The organism is Reinekea marinisedimentorum (assembly GCF_004341165.1).
GTDB classification, from domain to species: Bacteria; Pseudomonadota; Gammaproteobacteria; order Pseudomonadales; family Natronospirillaceae; genus Reinekea; species Reinekea marinisedimentorum.
In genome coordinates this window covers 94,661-113,381 of the sequence record NZ_SLZR01000009.1, presented here as the reverse complement: position 1 = coordinate 113,381, position 18,721 = coordinate 94,661, and the positions used below count along the sequence as shown (strand labels likewise).

17 protein-coding genes are annotated in these 18,721 nt (G+C 52.3%); 2 read left to right on the top strand and 15 right to left on the bottom strand.

Going from position 1 to position 18,721, the window contains the following annotated elements; translation table 11 throughout:
* Positions 1–201 precede the first annotated feature (201 nt).
* The 3 genes from BCF53_RS11560 to rpe all read right to left on the bottom strand — a co-directional run bounded on the left by BCF53_RS11560 (position 202) and on the right by rpe (position 2,734).
* Positions 202–1,113: a DMT family transporter gene (locus BCF53_RS11560; RefSeq protein ID WP_132701893.1), complete on the bottom strand. Its 912-nt coding sequence runs from the start codon at positions 1,111–1,113 to the stop codon at positions 202–204.
* A 23-nt stretch (positions 1,114–1,136) separates the two neighbouring features.
* A complete protein-coding gene (locus tag BCF53_RS11555; protein WP_165901901.1) occupies positions 1,137–1,973 on the bottom strand; it encodes an HAD-IIB family hydrolase in 837 nt (278 codons plus the stop codon).
* An 89-nt stretch (positions 1,974–2,062) separates the two neighbouring features.
* Complete coding sequence (rpe, locus tag BCF53_RS11550; RefSeq protein WP_132701891.1) at positions 2,063–2,734, bottom strand: ribulose-phosphate 3-epimerase; 672 nt, start codon at positions 2,732–2,734, stop codon at positions 2,063–2,065.
* An 85-nt stretch (positions 2,735–2,819) separates the two neighbouring features.
* Between rpe and BCF53_RS11545 the strand changes: the two genes are divergently transcribed.
* Both BCF53_RS11545 and BCF53_RS11540 read left to right on the top strand, forming a co-directional pair.
* Positions 2,820–3,665, top strand: a complete 846-nt coding sequence (locus tag BCF53_RS11545) for a DUF3530 family protein (RefSeq protein ID WP_165901900.1) — start codon at positions 2,820–2,822, stop codon at positions 3,663–3,665.
* A 349-nt stretch (positions 3,666–4,014) separates the two neighbouring features.
* Positions 4,015–7,053, top strand: coding sequence for an EAL domain-containing protein (locus BCF53_RS11540; protein WP_132701889.1), 3,039 nt, complete (start codon positions 4,015–4,017; stop codon positions 7,051–7,053).
* Between the two features lie 40 nt (positions 7,054–7,093).
* Here the strand turns inward: BCF53_RS11540 and BCF53_RS11535 are convergent, their stop codons facing one another.
* The 12 genes from BCF53_RS11535 to BCF53_RS11480 form a co-directional block, all read right to left on the bottom strand.
* On the bottom strand, positions 7,094–9,628 hold the full coding sequence (locus BCF53_RS11535; RefSeq protein ID WP_132701888.1) for an EAL domain-containing protein: 2,535 nt from the start codon (positions 9,626–9,628) through the stop codon (positions 7,094–7,096).
* A gap of 76 nt (positions 9,629–9,704) precedes the next feature.
* Positions 9,705–10,457 (bottom strand): Rossmann-like domain-containing protein, encoded by a 753-nt coding sequence (locus BCF53_RS11530; protein ID WP_132701887.1) that lies wholly within the window; start codon positions 10,455–10,457, stop codon positions 9,705–9,707.
* Positions 10,458–10,466: 9 nt separating this feature from the next.
* Complete coding sequence (locus BCF53_RS11525; protein ID WP_132701886.1) at positions 10,467–11,171, bottom strand: ABC transporter ATP-binding protein; 705 nt, start codon at positions 11,169–11,171, stop codon at positions 10,467–10,469.
* Entirely contained in the window at positions 11,152–11,964 is an 813-nt protein-coding gene (locus BCF53_RS11520) for an ABC transporter permease (protein WP_207902716.1), read from the bottom strand. Before BCF53_RS11520 ends, BCF53_RS11525 begins: the two co-directional genes overlap by 20 nt.
* Positions 11,964–12,773 carry a molybdate ABC transporter substrate-binding protein gene (modA, locus tag BCF53_RS11515; protein WP_132701885.1) on the bottom strand — a complete coding sequence of 270 codons (810 nt, stop codon included), beginning with the start codon at positions 12,771–12,773 and terminating at the stop codon, positions 11,964–11,966. The genes BCF53_RS11520 and modA overlap by 1 nt, the downstream gene beginning before the upstream one ends.
* A 220-nt stretch (positions 12,774–12,993) precedes the next feature.
* A complete protein-coding gene (locus BCF53_RS11510; RefSeq protein ID WP_132701884.1) occupies positions 12,994–13,890 on the bottom strand; it encodes a damage-control phosphatase ARMT1 family protein in 897 nt (298 codons plus the stop codon).
* 106 nt (positions 13,891–13,996) lie between these two features.
* Positions 13,997–14,335, bottom strand: coding sequence for a NifB/NifX family molybdenum-iron cluster-binding protein (locus BCF53_RS11505; RefSeq protein ID WP_132701883.1), 339 nt, complete (start codon positions 14,333–14,335; stop codon positions 13,997–13,999).
* A gap of 45 nt (positions 14,336–14,380) precedes the next feature.
* Positions 14,381–15,292 (bottom strand): ATP-binding protein, encoded by a 912-nt coding sequence (locus tag BCF53_RS11500; protein ID WP_132701882.1) that lies wholly within the window; start codon positions 15,290–15,292, stop codon positions 14,381–14,383.
* Positions 15,289–16,143 (bottom strand): ATP-binding protein, encoded by an 855-nt coding sequence (locus tag BCF53_RS11495; RefSeq protein WP_132701881.1) that lies wholly within the window; start codon positions 16,141–16,143, stop codon positions 15,289–15,291. Before BCF53_RS11495 ends, BCF53_RS11500 begins: the two co-directional genes overlap by 4 nt.
* Before the next feature lie 18 nt (positions 16,144–16,161).
* The gene (locus BCF53_RS19310) at positions 16,162–16,701 is read right to left on the bottom strand and encodes a NifB/NifX family molybdenum-iron cluster-binding protein (RefSeq protein ID WP_207902715.1); all 540 of its coding nucleotides are present in this window, start codon (positions 16,699–16,701) and stop codon (positions 16,162–16,164) included.
* Positions 16,674–17,117: a NifB/NifX family molybdenum-iron cluster-binding protein gene (locus tag BCF53_RS11485; RefSeq protein ID WP_132701880.1), complete on the bottom strand. Its 444-nt coding sequence runs from the start codon at positions 17,115–17,117 to the stop codon at positions 16,674–16,676. Before BCF53_RS11485 ends, BCF53_RS19310 begins: the two co-directional genes overlap by 28 nt.
* A gap of 204 nt (positions 17,118–17,321) precedes the next feature.
* Positions 17,322–18,686: a sigma-54 interaction domain-containing protein gene (locus tag BCF53_RS11480; RefSeq protein WP_132701879.1), complete on the bottom strand. Its 1,365-nt coding sequence runs from the start codon at positions 18,684–18,686 to the stop codon at positions 17,322–17,324.
* Positions 18,687–18,721: the final 35 nt, after the last annotated feature.

Here is an 18,721-nt window from a genome sequence, read left to right as displayed (position 1 = left end):
CAGCACACTTGCCTGACACACTTAGTATAGATCTCGTATGGCTTAGCGTATGAAAAAGGCAAGCATCTATGACTGTTCAAATTGAAAATAATTGACGAGTGGCAACGAACCCCGCGGATGACGGGGGTTGAGCGGAAGATTAGGGTTCTGAAGTGAGGTGCGGGCGGGGACGCCCGCGGTCCAGCATGCTTTCAGCCGATGTTAGCCGGTTGCGCCGGGTGGCACCTCTTTCGGTATCGGCGGGTTGCGCTCCTGACTCAGCAGCACACCAAAGAAGACAATGCCAATCGCTATCCACTGCGCCGAGATCAGCCGCTCACCGAGCAGCAGCATCGAAAACACCAGCGTAAAGGCAGGCAGCAGATTAATGTAACCGGCCGATGTCGAGGCCTTAATGTGCGACAGAGAATAGTTGTACAGGCCATAGCCTCCCAGTGACACCACCAGCCCCAGGTACACAATGCAGCCAACGGCATTCAGCGAAACATGAGACGGCCAATCCGACACCAGTGCCAGTGGCAAAAAGAAGACGACCCCGACAAAACTCTGAATGGCGGTCAGCACAAAGGCCGAATAACGGCGTGTCAGGTGTTTCACGAACAGCGTATAACCCACGGCCATCACCATGGCGCCAAATTCAAGGAAGTTACCCAGTATAGGGTTGGGAGCCTGCTCGCTCTCGGTGCTGCTCAGCGTCATCCAGACGACACCGATCACCGCGATAATAAAGCCAGACCACTGGCGCAGCGAGTTACGCTCTTTAAAAATAAAGTAGGCGGCGGCAGCCACCATCAGCGGCAGCATCGAGGTGATCATACCGGCCTGACCGGCGCTGGTATAAAGCATCGCCTGAGCTTCAAAAATGAAGTAGAAGCAGGGCTCAAACAGCGCCATGCCGACCAGGTACTTCCAGTCCCCGGGCTGATAATTAATACCGTGCCGAATCCACGGCCAGGCGGCGATAAAGGCCAGCGAGCCAACGATCATTCGCAGGAAGATCACCACCATCGGTGCGACCTCGCCGACGGCCACCTTCAGGGCAATGAAGGAGGTCGCCCAGATCACCACCGCCGTCAATACGGCCAGGTGCGCTTTTAATAACACTGTGTTCATTCAGTCAGGTTCCTTTCGGCTGTTCAGGCGCTTAGCGTGAAGCCGTATCGGGCCGCCAGGAAGTGAGCGATACCGTCATCGGTGTTCTTACCGATGGTATCGGTGGCGATAGCCTTCAGTTCATCCAGCCCCTGCCCCATGGCATAACTTTCATCGGCCAGCTCAAACATGGAGATGTCGTTATCGGAATCACCGAAGCAAATCAGCTTTTTCGCCCCGAGCTGCTTCTGAATAAGCTTCACTGCGTCGCCTTTGGTGCCGGCGGCGTGGTGAATATCCAGCCAGTAACCGCCCGGGTTATACATATCGTGCCCGGCAAAGACCGCTACTTCCTGCATGTGCGCCAGCTCTTCAGCCATATCCAGCACCGCCGGGTTGGTGGTAACAGCAAAAACGTTCAATACCAGATCCGGCAGGCTTGAGTAGTCGGATTGCTGCTGAACCCGGATGCCCTGACTTTCCAGATAACCGGCCCACTCGCGCTCGCGCGCTGAGGTCAGCCCGGTGATGATGGCACCGACATTATCTTCATGGTCGATGGTGTTTACCCATGGTTTGATGTCTTTCTCGTACAGACGGGCGCAAATTTCGATGGTGTCGTCTTTGTTCATCGGCAGCTTACTGAACACGGTATCCTCGTTCAGATCCCACAACAAAACACCGTTCTTATACGCCTGCGGGTGTTTGAATACCAGGTTAGGCAGGGCTTCACGCGCGCCGTGCGGCATACGGCCGGTGGCGACTGTCCAGTTCACACCCAGACGGTCCAGATGCGCCAGGGCTTCACGCGTTACCGGTGACAGCGCTTCATGCTCGTTCAGCAGCGTGCCATCCAGATCAAAAACTAATAACTCTTCCAAAAAAGGATTCCTTAATTTACGGATAAAGGGCCATTCACAGGGCCATAACAGCGGCTGCGAATGAAGCCCGGGTACAAGCGGGTTGCCAGCTATTTCACGGTTGCCAGCTGAGCACGGAATTCAGCGATCTCAGCGGCGTAATCATCGGCATTGAAGATCGCAGAGCCGGCAACAAAGGCATCGGCACCGGCGGCAGCAATCTCAGCAATATTGCTGGCCTTAACGCCACCATCGATCTCCAGACGGATATCCAGGCCACTGTCATCGATGCGCTTACGCGCTTCCTTCAGTTTTTCCAGCGCGGACGGCAAAAATGCCTGGCCACCAAAGCCCGGGTTAACCGACATAATCAGGATGACATCAATCTTATCCATCACATAGTCGAGATAGTGCAAAGGCGTCGCCGGGTTAAACACCAGGCCGGCCTTAAGGCCCGCATTCTTGATCAGCTGCAGGGAGCGGTCGATATGGTCACTCGACTCCGGATGGAAGGTAATAATTGATGCGCCGGCCTCAATAAAATCACCAATCAGCCGATCTACCGGAGAGACCATCAGGTGTACATCGATGGGTGCGGTCACGCCATGATTACGCAGCGCCTTGCAGACCATCGGCCCGATGGTCAGGTTAGGCACATAGTGATTGTCCATCACATCGAAGTGGACCCAGTCGGCACCAGCGGCCAGAACGTTATCGACTTCCTCCCCCAGGCGGGCAAAGTCAGCGGAAAGAATGGAAGGGGCAATGACAAAATTCGACATGTTGAAAAGATCCGGCAGCTTCAAATGGAGGCGCTATTCTAGGGGTTGCGGCCGCCCCGGCCAAGGTCAATTTGGCCGCCGTTTTTTGACGGCCTGTACCGGCCTGTTAGCCCTCTGCCTACTGCCGGTTTACGCCGCGACCCTGCCAACCCCTTCGGCAACGCTGCAGCAGAACCTTGCCCAGCACTATCAGCAGGCGCTCACGCCACTGGAGGTGGTGCAGCTGAACGCTGAAAACGAGCCGTTTCTCGGCCTGTTCTACGACCAATTAACTGCCAGCCCACAGGGTGCAGTACTGATCCTGCACGATGCCGGCACCAGCCCGGACTGGCCCTACCTGCAGCGACAGTTGCACCGTTATCTGCCGGAGGTGGGCTGGTCAACGCTGGCGATCAGCCTGCCACCACCACAGGCCGCGCTCAATGAAGTGCGTAGCGAACAGAGCATCACCTACACCCCGCAAAGCCCGGAGCAGTGGCAGGCGCGCATGAACAACCATATAGCGGCGGCCCTGGCGGAACTGAATGAACGTGGTTTTTTCAACATCGCAGTCATCGGCATAGGCGACAGTGCCTACCAGGCAGCGCGGTATCTGAGTGAGCGACTCAACCCGCTGGAACAAGACGGCTACGCGCTGATCATGATCAACGCGCCATCCACCTACCCGGATCTGCCGGCAATCGTCGGGGCGCTGAGTATCTCCACGCTCGATCTGTACATGACCGAAGGCCGGCTGGCACATCAGCAGGCCGACCTGCGCAAAGCAGCGGCAGCAAAACAACAACACCCCGACTACCTGTTGATCAACGATGCTCCGCGCCAGGGCTTTTACAGCATTCCCGACATCGACCGCACCACTCGCCGGGTATGGGGCTGGCTGCGTAATCATGCTGCCGGTCTGGAGGCGCAACTGGCAGACAAGCGCCGGTAAATCTCGCCAGGCTAGTGGGCCATGCGTAAAGTTCGGTCACTAAGGAGCACAGTAGTTCAGTGAAGATCAAGACGAAAAAGCGCAGTAATAGTGGCGCTATTTCAAGGTTTTTCAACGAAGATATTCGCTGAACTGCGAAGCGAACCGTTACCTAACTTTGCGCATGGCCCACTAGTCAACTTACTTTCAGTAATGCTGATATACAGCAACGGATTGAACACCCAGCGACATAAAACAGCTCCGTAATTATGCTTTTTGTATGACAAAAGCCTAAACTGTTCAAAAAGAACCTTTGGTTATTCGATGCCTGAACCACAGATGCTGATAAGGAGCAGTTCGATTCGCCACCATGACGCCCAACCAACTCAATAACAACAAGCCGACGATTGCCGTTCTCACCAACATGATTGCTACGCCCTTTTCCGAAGGCATTATCTTCGGCGCCAGCGACTATGCCCGGGTGCACAACTACAACGTGCTGTGTTTCGCCGGATCGGAGTTCAATAAACCGGTTGAAGTGAATATGTCACGCGACCGTATTTTTGATTTGGTTGATACCGGCCACATTCGCGGCCTGATCATTCCTATGGGCGCGCTCAGCCGCTACATCACGCAGGATGAACAACTGGCGTTTCTGAAGCGCTTCGATTCCATTCCGGTCATTACGGTGGCCAGTGACATTCCCGGCTATAAAAACGTTGGCTACAGCCCGCGTCAGGGCATGTTTGAGCTTGTTGAGCATCTGCATAAAGAGCACCGGGTGGAGCGGATAGCCTACGCCCGGGCAACCGGCCGACACCGGGCATCGGAAATAAAAAAACAAGCGCTGATCGAGGCCATGAGCGCACACGGTCTGCGCTATAACGAACAACTGGAACTGGCCTGTGAGATGCGCCGCGGCACCCCGGTTCAGGGCCTGGAAAGGCTGTTCACCGACAACCGCGATGAATGGCCGCAGGCCATGGTTGCCAGCACCGACAGTCAGGCGCAATCGCTGGTGGCCTCGCTGCAGCGCATGGGCATACGCGTCCCGGATGATGTCATCGTTACCGGCAGTACCGGCAATGTCGACAGCCTGTTTGCCGAGCCTCCGCTGACCAGCATTGTTGAGCCCACCTATGAACTGGGCTGGCACGCCGCCGAACGGGTCATTGCCGCCATCGAAGGCCGACCGGAGGCCGAGAGCCTGATCATTCCCACCTCTCTGGCCGTGCGCCGCTCGTGCGGCTGCAACCGGCCCGGGGAGCGTGTCGACAAACTCGTCGCCAGGCCCATGCAATACACCTATGGCAGGCCCCTGACCCGGCAACAGCTGCTCACCAACCTGCAGCAAGCCCTGAATAACGCACCGCCGGAAACCTGGGCAGGCATGTCACCGGGAACACCGGAAAAACTGGTGCAGCTGACCTTTGCAGAGCTGGCCGGCGAGCAAACATCCGCTCTGGTCAGCTACTTTCACCACCAGCTGGAAACCACGCTCAAATCTGAAGAAGTCTACCTTTGGGGGCAACTCGCGCTGTGCATTCACTGGGCACTGATGCAGAGCTACAGCTCCGGCCAGGCTGGCCAGACCTTGGCGGCTGAGCTGTTTCAGGTGGTACAGACCAGCAACGAAAAGGCCGGGCGCTACCGCAGGCTGGAAGCCAAGCGATACGTTGGCATCCTGCGTGAGATCGGTATTCAGCTGAACTCGGAATTCAATCTCGATGAAATCGGCCAGTTACTGGCTTATGGCCTGAACATTTCTGATTGCTACATCAGCCTGTTTGAAGGCGAAAACTGGCAAAAAGACCCGGCCAGCTGCGTTATGGCCATGCGCGACGGCCACCGCCTGCAACTGTCCGGTAAGCCCTACAGTGCAGAAGAGTTAATGCCGCCCGAGGTTGCGGATTATGAAGACACCTATGCGCTGGTGATTATGCCGCTGTCCTTTAAGGAAGACCTGTTCGGCATGTGTGTACTCAACCTCAATGAACGCAAGGGCGTGGTGTATGAAAGCCTGCTGACGCTGTTTTCGTCCGCGTTGAAAAACCAGCTTCATGTGCGCGATTTAAAAGCCAAGGAAGCCAGAATCCGAACGCTGGCCTACAGCGACCTGCTCACCAACCTGCCCAACCGCTCGATGATTAACGACCGCCTGAACAGCACCGTCGCAGCGGCACAGCGCACCAAAACAGAGTTTGCTGTGCTGTTTATCGATCTGGATGGGTTTAAGCTGGTCAACGACTCTCTGGGCCACAAGGCCGGCGATATATTGCTCAGCCATGTCGCCAAGCTGTTTTCCGACTGCATGCGCGAAGGCGATACCCTGGGCCGCTTCGGTGGCGACGAGTTTGTCGTCGTACTGCCCAACATTGAGTGCAGCAGCGATGCCGCCAAGATAGCCGACCGAATGATTAAGGCGCTCGATGGCCCGATCCGCATACACAAACAGTCGGTCTTTATCACCGCCAGTATCGGCATTGCGCTGTACCCTGGCGATGGCCTCAGCGCCGACAGCCTGCTGATCAATGCCGATAAGGCCATGTACCGCTCCAAACAGAATGGCAAGAACCGTTACGGCTTTTATCAGGCCGAACAGGAATTGGCGACGTCCCGCACCGTGACAATCACCAACCACCTGCACAACGCCCTGCTCGAAGACAGCTTTAAACTGCTGTTCCAGCCAATCATCCATGAGCGCACCCGGCAGGTGATTGCAGCCGAGGCACTGATCCGCTTTGGTGACCCGCAAGCTCAGGCGACAGGCCCGACGGAATTTATCCCGCTCGCCGAAGAGATCGGCCTGATCGATCAGGTTGGCCTGTGGGTATTCAAGAATACCTGCCTGCAGCAACGCAAGTGGGCCGATGCTGGCCTGCCGCTGCGCTGTTCTGTCAACGTCTCGGCCAGACAGCTGCGTAACCCAAGGATGGCTGATGACTTTATCAACGCGATTGAACGCACCGGTGTAAACCCGGCGATGATGGCTATCGAAATCACCGAGAATGCGGTGATCAACGATGAGGGCAGTGCCCGCGCTGCGCTGCAGAAGCTGTCAGACTACGGCCTGAGCATCGCCATCGATGACTTTGGTACCGGTTACGCTTCGCTGAGTGGCCTGCACAAAATACCGGTCGATACACTGAAGATTGATCAATCTTTTGTGCATGGCTGCGACAGTGACAACGACAGCTCCAGCATCATTGCCGCCATTATCATGATGGCCAGGGGGCTGAACCTGAAGGTCATTGCCGAAGGTGTGGAAACCAAGGGTCAACTGGCGTTTCTGAGCAGCTTTGGCTGCGATGAAATTCAGGGCTATCTGATTGCCAGGCCGCTACCGGCCGAACAGATGGCGGATTTTATCGCAATGCACAGTGCGCCGCGCACAACGGAGACGAGCTGACGGGGTTAATCTGACCACAATGCCCGTGGTTCTGAAACCCTCAACCGGCATTCACCGGGGAGCGCTCCAGCCAGGCTTCAAGCTCTGCAGGGGCTAAAGGCCGGGCAAACAAATACCCTTGTGCAATCGGGTAACCCTGCTCCCTGAGCACAGCAAGCTGCGCCTGATTTTCAACGCCTTCTGCCACGACCTTTAAATTCAGACTTTGGCCAATCTGTATCACTGCATGGCTGAGCGCCTGGTCGGTTTTGCTGAGCTCCAGGTCCTTCACAAAGCTCTTGTCGAGCTTTAGCTCTTTAATCGGCAGCTGCCTCAGATAGCTCAAACTCGAATAGCCGGTACCAAAGTCATCAAGAGAGAAGCCAATGCCATGGCTGTGAATCTCGTGCAGCGTTTTCATGGTGTTGGGGTTGGTATCGAGCAGCACACCTTCGGTCAGTTCCAACAGAATATCGGAAGGCTGCAGATTAAAGGCGCTGAGCTCTGCCAAAATAGTTTGGCACAGATCACGGCTGTGAAAATTATCCGGAGACAGGTTGATGGAAACCACCGGAACGGCCACCTGATTAGCACGCCATTGCGCCATCTGCTGACAGGCCGTCGTCAGCGCCCACTGGGTTAGCCGGCCGATTAAGCCAGACTCTTCCGCCAGCGGAATGAATTCTCCCGGCGAAACAAAGCCCAGCTCGGGGTGCTGCCAACGGGCAAGCGCCTCAACACCGTACAGGCTGCCATCGTCAATATTCACCTGTGGCTGATAGACCAGATTGAGCTGATTGGTTTCTATCGCTTCCTGCAACGCACGCTCAAGCTTCTGGCGCGCCATGACCGCCTGGTTGAGCTCATGGCTGAAGTAAGAACAGTGCCCCGGTGCTGAAGACTTAGCCTGATTCATGGCAACATCGGCACGATGGACCAACGTACTGATGTCGTGCCCGTCATCCGGGTAAACACTAATACCCACAGAAACGGAAGGCACAACCGTCAATGCCGGCATATGAATCTTTTTAGCCACCGACTGACGGATTTCATCAACGAAATTGCCCAGCTCTGGCGTCGATTTGTTTTTAGCGATAATGACAAACTCATCCGCGGATAAGCGGCCGCAAAAATCACCGTTGATGCAGAGTTTATTCAGCCTGGAGGCTAATTCCTTCAGAAGAAAATCGCCGGATGAATGGCCATGGCTATCGTTAAACTGCTTAAACTGGTCAACATCCAAATACAGAACCGCCAGGCTCTGGCCATGAGATTTCGCCTCTCTTAATGCGCTTTCGGCCTCTGCAAACAACAGGCTTCGGTTGGGCAAATCGGTGAGGGTGTCGTAATAGGCCAGCTGGCGAATTTGCTGACGCTGGTTTTCCCGGTTTATCGCCAAACTGCAGAGCGACTCAAGAATGCTGCCCAGGGTCTTTTCTATGGCCGTCAGACCGGTGCTTTCTCTTTTGAAAAACGCAATCAGACCGATGCTCTCGCCATGATCACCCACCACCGGGCTGGTCCAGCACGCCCGAATACCCATGCTGACAAACAGCGGTTTTAAGCCTTGCAAGAACCCGGTGTTTTGCACATCCCGGTTGAAATGAACGGCTTTCTTCAGCGCGCTGTATTCGCCGCAGAGCTGCAGCTGATTGCTCAGGCGTTTGAACTCCGGCGGAAAATCGAGGGCAGACAAAACCTGCAGATGATCGTCTTCGGCCAAGCTGAAGATGCACGGCAATACCTCTTTACTGAAGGCTTTCAGCTCTCTGCTGGCAATATCCATGACCACTTCCAGTGACCGATCACTGGCGATCGCATGAATCACCTGGGCATGCAGTATTTCATGCAGTTTTGTGGCCGTTATCTCGGAAAGGATGGCAACGATGTTAGTGAGAGTACCGGCTTCATCGAATACAGGGTTGGCCATAACGGAGCACCAGAACTCCTCGCCGCCTTTAGTGACTACCCGTTGATCCGAGTGCACGGCACTCCCGGAGGCCAGGTTGGCCCGCATGCTGTTGACATCTTCAAGGCTGAAATAGGGCGCGATGACGGATATGGGTGTTTTTCCATAAACTTCACCCTCGGTATAGCCTAACAACTGGGTAAACCCGCTGTTGATGTAAATAATGTTCCACTGGTTGTCGGTGATAAAGATGGCATTGTCTGAACGGTCCGTCACCAGCGACAGCATTTGAGTTCGCTCGCGCTCGGCAACCGCCGCCGTTACATCTTTAACAAAGGCGGTATATAAAACCTGATCGCCGACCTCTACCTTGGATATTGAAAACGAGCCCCACCTTATCGAGCCATCCTTGCGGACAATTTCGATGTCTCTGCTGGAGCCTACAATTTTGTTTTCGCCGGTCTCCCGGTTCCGGTTTACGTAGCCATCGTGACTGGCCTTTATCTCATCCGGAACCAATACCTTAACGTTCTCACCTATAACCTGTTCTCTGGGAATATCCCAAAGCTGTTCCGCCGCCCGGTTAAACAACATCACCACGTTGTTTGCATCAATAACCACGACGGCATCTATTGCCTGTTCCAGGGTTTGAGTGAAGATACTCGAGAAGAGGGTGTTGTCTGGCATAGGTCCTCATTATCCAGGGTGCTTTGCTTGTAAGCGTAGCACGACATATGCAGCTTTCGACTCTCGAACCCTTTACTTAGCGCCCATAAAAACAAACATGAGGAATGGACAGCAAAGATGCTACACCGGAAATAGTATTCCCAAAGGCCGCAAACGATTTAGTCTTGGTACGCAAAGACTTATACAGTTCATTAAAGGAACCATTTACGATCGAAGACCCTGTTACCAATATAAAATCTGACGCCTCAATAATTCGCTCGTTGTCACAACTGCCATCAAGGATAGTCACTGACCATTTTACTGTGCCAATGGTATTTGGGTTTAAATCTGAAGCCATAATATTCTGTGGGCCAAAGGTCTCACTCAGGCTTTCAAGCATGGCAGGCTGTAAGCCTATCAGACCAATCTTACGGCCTTCAGTCAGCTTACTTTCCAGCCAGGGCATGAGTGACTGAGAGCACTGCTCGGGTTCTTCGTTTTTACAATGCACAGTTTTTTCAGCCAATTGATGCTTTCTCAGCACGGCATTAAGTGTTGCCACCAGTAAGGCTCGATCGGATGTTTTTTCTAAAGGCATTTGTAACACTTCAGTTAAGGTACCGTTAAAAAAAGCAGGCGCATCGGTAAATGCCTGACCAAATGCACCATCGCAATTGGCTTCGATCATGACTTCCTTGCCGTTCATTATCGGGTAGTCTGTTCTCCCGGGCAGACCAATCGCTTCTTCTGGTGTCAACCCTCTGGCAGAAACCTGAATACTTATCTCACGGATAGCTTGCTGTTGAAGCAACTTAATTAATTTTTCTTTCGCCTGTATCAGTAAATCCATTGCTTTACCTCAAATGTAATAGTTCGACGGCTGTGAGACCGCCAGTGATTGAATTTCATTAGCGCTATTTCTATAACGGCTAGCCTGCTCAACTGTCAGTTCACCGCCACGCAGATAAAGAATACGATCCGCAAGAAATGACGCCTCTTCTATATCGTGGCTTACCACAATCATGGTCATGCAATGAGCAGTTTGCAGTTGCTTTAATTCAAACCAGAGATCTTTTTTATTGACTGCGTCCAGGCTTGAAAAGGGTTCATCCAGCAATAGTAGATTTGGCTGGCGAGCAATAGTCCGGGCTAGCGCAGCTCGTTGACGTTCACCCCCGGAAAGCTCTGCCGGCTTAAGTTTTGCCAAATGCGTCGCTCTGGCCAGCGCTAAGGATTGAGCAATACGATCTGAACAGGAAATCTTTCGACCCATACCGAACAACAGCGCTAAACGAATATTATTTTCTACATTCAGATGAGGAAACAGATGTAAGTCCTGGCTCAGATAACCTATCCCTGCCTTATGCCTGGGAAGCTTATCAATAGATGCTCCACCAATCTGAGCCCGGCCTTTGTAAGCCAGTAATCCAGCTGCAACTTTTAGCAATGTGCTCTTTCCGGACCCCGAAGGCCCCATAAGCGCAACTGACTCCCCCTGTTCAATAGAAAAGCTTATATTCTTTAACAACCGGCACTGAACCGATTCAAACTGAATATTCGACATGACGAATCCTTACTGTTGAATAAGCAGTATTGACCAGCCGTATTCCGATGAGTAAAAGGAAAGCAAGCGCCAGCAAAATAACAGCACACGCTACGGCCAGCTCTGATTCACCGCTCGATATACTCAAATAAACAGCAACTGGCAGGGTTTCGATATACATGCGAGTTGCACCGGCAATCATTAGCGTTGCACCGAACTCTCCCAGTGCTCTCGCCCAACCCAGAATTATTGCGGCCACCAGACCCTTAGCAGCCATAGGCAACTCCACCAAAATAAATGTCCATCCAGACGATAACCCCAAGGTCATTGCCATATGTCGGTACTCAGTGTCTTGTTGACTAAAAGTTGCCTGAGCACTGCGAGCAATAACAGAGGTCGCGACGTACGTTTGAGCTACAATAATGGCAAGCGGGGTAAACAGTACTTCAACACCCAGGTTGTTCAGGGTATGGCCAACCGGATTATTACGCCCCAACAAAAATAACAAGCCCAGCCCAGCTACCAGTGGCGGAGTTACCATTGGTAGATCCAACAACGTTTCTAAAACAACCTTACCGGCAAACCTATAACGGGCAAGCACATAAGCGCTGGGTATACCCAAAAACAGAGAGGCAATTAATGAGATCAGTGACGAACTCAACGTTAAGCGCAGAGCAAACCATGTCTCAGCCGACGTAAATGCCTGTAAGAGTTCGTTTGGCGACAAATAAAATAATAGAGAAGCTACAGCGCCAATAATGACAGAACTGAACAACACCAAAGGGAACAAAAAAGCGATAAACATAGCTGGCATTAATGTTCAGCCGTTGCCTGAATATCTGTATAAGGCAGAAAACCAACATCAGCAAAGGCTTGTACACCCCTGCCTGAAGCAACATAGCGGGCAAATAGTAAGGCGAGTTCAGGCTCTTTAGCACAACCCAATACGCCTACTGCGATAACTTCAGGGTTATACCATGCGGGGTTAATATCCAACAAAACAACGCTATCTTTGTTTTGTATAGCATCCGAACGGCCGATGATGGCTGCGTCTATATCGCCGCGTGTTAAGTACAGAGCCAATTGCTTTATCGTTGCAGCATACACTACTGTGTTTTCTTTCACGCCTTCACCCATACCCGAAGCCTCCAGAATGGAGACCGCAGTGCGCCCAAGGGCCATGGATGCCGGATCACCCAGCCCTATCCGAACACCACTCTTTGTTAAATCACTGAATTCATGAATTTGATCAGCTCTATTTACATTCACACCAATCACCGGTGTGTGTAAGGCAACCCTATAGACAGACTTAACCGCCATAGTCTGCTTAAGTTTGTCTAAATAAACTTCAGAGCCGGGAATAAACACATCACCTTTTTGACTGGTACCGATACGAGCCAGCGATTGCCCGGAACCTGCATAATCAATCAATACTTTTATTGACGTTTCAGCTTCAAAATCCGCAGCGATAATATCGAGTGCGGGTCTCAAACCAGCACCTGCATGCACGAATAAAACCTGCTCAGCAAAACAGTTGCCCGTAAAAAAGATAAAACCCGAACAAAAACAAATTACGTACCGAGCCGAAACCTGAAACCAATAGCAAGAAATAATTTTAAACATACCAACGCGGCCTCTTGTAATGAAAAAAACAAAACAAAACTTAACCTGCAAAATACACACCTATAAAATACACATATAAAGCACGTAGAATTTCAGAAAATTTTGAAAAAACCTTTAAAGGTGACAAAGTGTTGTAATGAAGCCGACAAGCTAATAGAGCATTCAACGAAACCAGATTATAAAAAGGCGTTGGCCTATAACGCTCACTTTAACGTAACCGTTAACCCTGCAGTAAAACCAGGCTACCAATCTCGACAGAGGAAAGTGCAGCCATCGCTTCACATTTTATGCGCAGTAAAAAGAACAGGCGCTTATCTGAGGTTGGCAGCAGGGTTTCATAATTTCCCTGCCCCTTAGATAAAACAACATCCGAAGACTTATATAAACTCTTAAACTCAGAGCAGGTTTCATTCAGAATAGTGCCAGGGTATATACTGCCACTGGAGATAACCGAAACCACATCTGTCAGGCCAATGCTTCTTGCATCCTGCATGGTGGCATCATTAATAATTGGTTTTTCACGCACAGCGGCTGTAATGGTTAATCTTGGGTATTGTTTTTTCAGTTGAGTAATAAACAGCATGTCACAGACAATTTCGCCGCTGTTATCACATATATAAAGCAAGCTTTTTGCTCGTTCTAATGCGGCACGAAAGGGATTAATGTCGTAACGGTTAAAGCCGGTTTTATTGAGGTTCTCCAGTTCTTTTTCGATATCGATTTCGCCATGGCTCTTCGCACCAAAATCAATAATATTACCCGCCGCAGCTATCTGAATGGCTTTTTCCAGCGGCGAGTCACTTTGCTCAATCTGTTTTTTGAAGGTATTGATATATTGACAAGCTATTTTATTCGATAGCTCTTTTACACTGCCATAAATATCAAAGTCTTCTGCGGCACAAAGCTCATTTATAATGGCATCTGCCACCGTGCGTACAATGTTTTGTACGATGATTGGTTTGGTTCTGGATTGTTCAATTTGCTGCGCAACAACGGCCATAACATGTTCAGTTTGCTGTTTGTTTAATCTGGCAAAGCGAGCTGCTGATTGAGCCTGGTTTCTAACACAAACCTGACATGCCGGAGCAATGGCAGTAACGGTGGAGTGTGCAGTCATAATCTTCCTTATTGCTCAGCAAAGCTGCTTTCTGTATTTAAGTATTGAGCGTACCGCTCCTGACTACCGGTAAAAACGGCACACTCTGCAACGAATGCAAGAACGACTAGTGGTCGCAAGCATTACCCCCAGCCTGTAAACGGCCGGCTAAGAAATCATCAATCAACACGGCTGCCGGTTGCGGCTGTGCACCTAAAACCACATTGATGCCATTGTCATTACAAAGGCTAATCGCTCGCTGCCCCATGCCACCGGTGATGACCATAGAAACGTGATGATCACCCAACCATTTCGGTAACAGGCCGGGCTCATGTGGCGGGGCTTCTACGCTGGTCACCTTAGTCACCTGATTGTTGTCTTTATCCACATCAAACATCGCAAAATTTTTGCAGTGGCCAAAATGTGGGTCCAAAACACCATCGGTAACAGGGATTGCTATTTTCATTGTTTCACTCTTCTTCAGTTGTTGGTTGTTAGTGGTCTTGTTTGATCAGACAACCTCGGCAGCCGAGGCGTGATCTGTCGGTAGTGAAATGGCCTTTTGCAACTGCTGCCAAATGGCTTTTATTTCAGCTGCAGCCGGACTGTTTCCGGCTTCGATTAGGGTTTGCGCCTGCATTTGTGCCCGGGTGGCTGTCGGGTCATAACAGATGCGGCCCAGTGGCACCGCACCGAACTGCATCGCCAGCGACTCAATCTGTTCAGTAATCTGTTCGTTTAAATCCCACTTGTTGACACAGCAGTAAGCGGGAACACGGAAATGCTGTGCCAGTTCCAACACTCGCTGCATATCATGCATTCCGGACAGCGTAGGTTCGGTAATCACAAACAGATCACTGGCTCCGGTAATAGAAGCAATAACCGGGCAGCCAATGCCCGGAGGCCCGTCAACCAGAATCAGATCGGCCTGTATTTGTTGCGCACACGCCCGGGCCTCTTTTCGGACCAGGCTGACCAGACGCCCTGAATTTTCAGCACCAATCCCCAGCCGTGCATGCACCATCGGCCCGAATCGGGTTTGTGATTTAAACCACTGGCCACAGAGCGTTTCGGGGAATTCAATGGCGCGCTGGCGACACACCAGTCGACACACACCACAACCTTCACAGGAAACCGGGTCGACAACCGGCAGGCCGGATTGCACATCGCGCGCAATGGCATCGAACCGGCAAACTTCCAGGCATTTACCGCAATCTGTGCATAAATCCGGATCGATCAGGGCTTCGTTGCCACTGTAGAACTGTGTGGCTTGCTGAACATCCGGCGAGAGAATCAAGTGCAGATCGGCCGCATCGACATCACAATCTGCAAGTACGGCATTGTTCGCGAGCGACGCAAACGCCGATGTCAGTGTGGTTTTACCGGTACCGCCTTTGCCGCTGAGAATGACCAGTTCTTTCATGCCGCAGCCCTCTGTATACGCTGACGAATGTCATTCAACAGGCTGCGCAGCTGTGCAGAAAGACCCGGAAAGGCCGCCAGCACACTGTCACCACGCGAATAGTGCTGTGCCGCACGGCGACTCTCAGGAATGCGCAACAGCACATCAATATTCTGCTGACGACAATAGTCTTCGACACGCGCATCGCCACTGTCGCTGCGATTGATAACCACAGCGAACGGCCGCTTCAGTTGTCGCACCGTGTCAACAGCCAGGGTTAGGTCGTGCAAGCCAAAGGGTGTGGGCTCGGTCACCAGCAATACAAAATCGGCATCCTTAGTGGTCATAATCATTGGGCAGGAAGTGCCCGGCGGGCTGTCGATAATGGCTAGTTTTTGTGGATCAATTTTATCTTTCACCGCGCGAATCACTGTAGGCGCCATGGTTTCACCAATGTTCAAGCGCCCCTGAATGAATTCAATACGGCCAGACTTGCCCTGCTCCACAACGCCTACACATCTGGCTTGTTCAGTAATGGCGTTCATTCGGCAGGCCAGCGCACAGCCACCACAGGCGTGACACATTTCCGGAAACACCGTAGCACTGCGCGCTGCCCTGTTGGCGATGATGGCGCCAAACTGGCAAACACGGGCACACTTGCCACAACCATTACACAGCTCTGCATTCACCACCGGCACCATGACATTAACGTATTCCTGAGCGCACCTTTCCGGCTTCAGAAAGAGCGCGCCATTAGGAGCTTCCACATCACAATCGAGGTACTGCACCGGTTCATCTGCAGAGAGCGCCAACGCTACAGATAAGGTTGTTTTACCGGTGCCACCTTTACCGGAGGCAATAGCTATTTTCACCGTACTACCCTCGTTTACTTAGCTCAGTTGCTGTTCAAGTTCACCGGCCTGGAGTCTGGAGACCGCTTCTGAAACTTTTACAGGTGCACTCATAAACACCTTCACACCGGCATCGTTTAACACCCGGAAAGCCTTAGGGCCGCAGTGACCGCTGATAACCGCCTCGACCCCTTTATTCACCAGTGCCTGTGCCGATTGAATGCCTGCACTTTGGCGTGCTGCCACATTGGTTTGATTATTAATAAACTCATTTTTCGACGTGCCGGTATCGAATAACAGAAACCCCGGCGCTCTGCCGAACCGTTCATCCATGAGTGCATCACTAGAGTTTTCGGTGGTTGAAATGGCTATCTTCATAAAGGGCTTCTCTATTTTTACTTGTGTAACCTGATTGACCGGACTTACCGGTATTGCTGCTTGTCTGCGACCTGGGCCAAAACCCTTACCACGATCACCCGCACCGCGGCGCATGTCTTGTTGTGGCTCACTTTCGCAGCGGCCTTCGCCACGCCCCGGACGGCCTGAACGATTTAATTTTCGTTTTTCTCTGATTGGCATAACGGCCTCCCGAATCGTTTTTCGTGCGGCTCTTGCGCAACACACTGAGCCCATTTGTTACCGGTGCAGCATCGGTTTCGGGCCGTGCAACCGGGTAAGCTGAAATCATCCGCCAGCACACCCCCGGCAATCAGCGCTCGCATCACCCGGCGTACGCTACCCTTCATAAAGGCGTACAGCTGCCATGGATGCGTTTCTGCCACGTGCTGAATCTGCGCCGACATCGCACCACAGATCAATACATCGGGTTGCAGCGCTGCAATGAAGGCAAGCTTCGCTGCCGGGCCTGATGTGGGCAATGGAATAGCCTGCTCATCAGCGATCTTTCCGTCGTGCAGGCTCAACATGAGTAAATTCGCGGAGACATCAAAAACCGGTGAAACCCGTTGTTGCCAGACTGTTATCGCAACCTTCATGCTCCGCTCCGCTGCATCCCTTATCTGTCAGATAGCAAAAACGAAACCAACCTTGGCAATCGGATATAAGTGATTGTTTTTAATGGATTTATTACGAAATAGGGGTGAGCATGAAGAACGCTCGGAGAATGCAAAGATGCAACCTTTTAGTTGCAATAGGTTGCAAAACTGCAACCCCAGACCGATTCTTATTATTGAGGTCCGTTAGCGCTGAGGGTCAATAGCGAGCGCTTTCATCTTGCGGTACAGCGTTGTTTTATGGATACCCAGCTCATCGGCTGTTGCCTTGCGGTTGTACTGATGGCGCTCGAGCGACTCGACGATGCGCTGTCTTTCAGCCGAGCGACGGCTGTCTGTAATCGTTCCGCTGCCGCTGCTTGCTGCGGGCGAACCGGAAAGCGGCTGGTTTAATCCGGCCGGTAAGTGGCGGAGCTCAATATCGCCCTCGCGACAAAGCACAAAGGCGCGCTCAATGACGTTTTCAAGCTCCCGAATATTTCCCGGCCAGCGGTACGCCCGAAGCACAGCCAGTGCCTGAGAGTGAATGCCGGTAATACTGCGGCCCTGCTGCTGATTAAAATGATGAATAAACTGATTCACCAGCAAATCGATATCTTCACTGCGCTCGCGCAGCGGCGGCATGGTTAAATCGACCACATGAATGCGGTAGAACAGATCCTGCCTGAAGCTGCCGGCAGCCACCAGCTCGGTTAAATCCCGATGCGTAGCGGCAATGATGCGCGCATGGCACTGTTCCGATTTGGTTGAGCCTAAGGGCTCAAAGGTTTGCTCCTGCAGAACCCGCAGCAGGCGAACCTGCAGCGCCGGGCTGACCTCACCTATTTCGTCCAGGAACAAGGTACCGTTTCCGGCCAGTGCGAAGCGTCCCGGCTTATCCTGCGTGGCGCCGGTAAAGGCACCTTTTTTGTAGCCGAACAGTTCCGATTCCAGCAGGTTATCTGGCAGTGCGCCGCAGTTGACCGCGACAAAGGGCGCACCGGCGCGCGGGCTGAGTTCGTGAATGGTTTTCGCCAGCAACTCTTTGCCGGTGCCGGTTTCACCCTGGATGAGTACCGTACTGTTACTGGCTGCAACATCCGGCACGAGATTGATGACCGGCTGCATGGCCGGACTGTGACTGAGCATTCGACCGGCTTGAGCCGGGTTATTCAGTGCACTGCGTAGCGTTTCTACCTCGCTTAAGTCACGAAAGGTTTCTGCACCGCCAATGACCCGGCCTTCGGCATCTTTCAGCACCGCAGTTGAAACCGAGACTGCAACGCGTTCACCGGCGGCGTTAATAAAATAACCGGCGCGATTGATGATGGGTTGGTTGTTGGTAAGGGTGGCACGCAACGGGCAATTGCCTTCGCACATGCTCGACTTGAACACTTCGTAGCAGCGCTGCTGCAGCGCCTCGGCGCGGGTGACACCGGTGATCTGCTCTGCAGCCCGATTAAAAGAGGTGATGCGCCACTGATTATCGACCGTGAACACACCCTCGGAAATACTTTCCAGAATTGCCTCGGTCATGGTTGCGGCCGGTAGTGTTGAAGAATGTGCAGTCATAATCTGAGGCTCCGTTTACCCATTCCACAATGCAA

What these genes read in the sequence shown, in the direction of transcription:
- BCF53_RS11560 (WP_132701893.1), bottom strand. Translation starts at nt 1,113, where the DNA reads ATGAACACAGTGTTATTAAAAGCGCACCTGGCCGTATTGACGGCGGTG.
- rpe (WP_132701891.1), bottom strand. Translation starts at nt 2,734, where the DNA reads ATGTCGAATTTTGTCATTGCCCCTTCCATTCTTTCCGCTGACTTTGCC.
- BCF53_RS11540 (WP_132701889.1), top strand. Translation starts at nt 4,015, where the DNA reads ATGACGCCCAACCAACTCAATAACAACAAGCCGACGATTGCCGTTCTC.
- BCF53_RS11535 (WP_132701888.1), bottom strand. Translation starts at nt 9,628, where the DNA reads ATGCCAGACAACACCCTCTTCTCGAGTATCTTCACTCAAACCCTGGAA.
- BCF53_RS11530 (WP_132701887.1), bottom strand. Translation starts at nt 10,457, where the DNA reads ATGGATTTACTGATACAGGCGAAAGAAAAATTAATTAAGTTGCTTCAA.
- BCF53_RS11525 (WP_132701886.1), bottom strand. Translation starts at nt 11,171, where the DNA reads ATGTCGAATATTCAGTTTGAATCGGTTCAGTGCCGGTTGTTAAAGAAT.
- BCF53_RS11520 (WP_207902716.1), bottom strand. Translation starts at nt 11,964, where the DNA reads ATGCCAGCTATGTTTATCGCTTTTTTGTTCCCTTTGGTGTTGTTCAGT.
- modA (WP_132701885.1), bottom strand. Translation starts at nt 12,773, where the DNA reads ATGTTTAAAATTATTTCTTGCTATTGGTTTCAGGTTTCGGCTCGGTAC.
- BCF53_RS11510 (WP_132701884.1), bottom strand. Translation starts at nt 13,890, where the DNA reads ATGACTGCACACTCCACCGTTACTGCCATTGCTCCGGCATGTCAGGTT.
- BCF53_RS11505 (WP_132701883.1), bottom strand. Translation starts at nt 14,335, where the DNA reads ATGAAAATAGCAATCCCTGTTACCGATGGTGTTTTGGACCCACATTTT.
- BCF53_RS11500 (WP_132701882.1), bottom strand. Translation starts at nt 15,292, where the DNA reads ATGAAAGAACTGGTCATTCTCAGCGGCAAAGGCGGTACCGGTAAAACC.
- BCF53_RS19310 (WP_207902715.1), bottom strand. Translation starts at nt 16,701, where the DNA reads ATGCCAATCAGAGAAAAACGAAAATTAAATCGTTCAGGCCGTCCGGGG.
- BCF53_RS11485 (WP_132701880.1), bottom strand. Translation starts at nt 17,117, where the DNA reads ATGAAGGTTGCGATAACAGTCTGGCAACAACGGGTTTCACCGGTTTTT.
- BCF53_RS11480 (WP_132701879.1), bottom strand. Translation starts at nt 18,686, where the DNA reads ATGACTGCACATTCTTCAACACTACCGGCCGCAACCATGACCGAGGCA.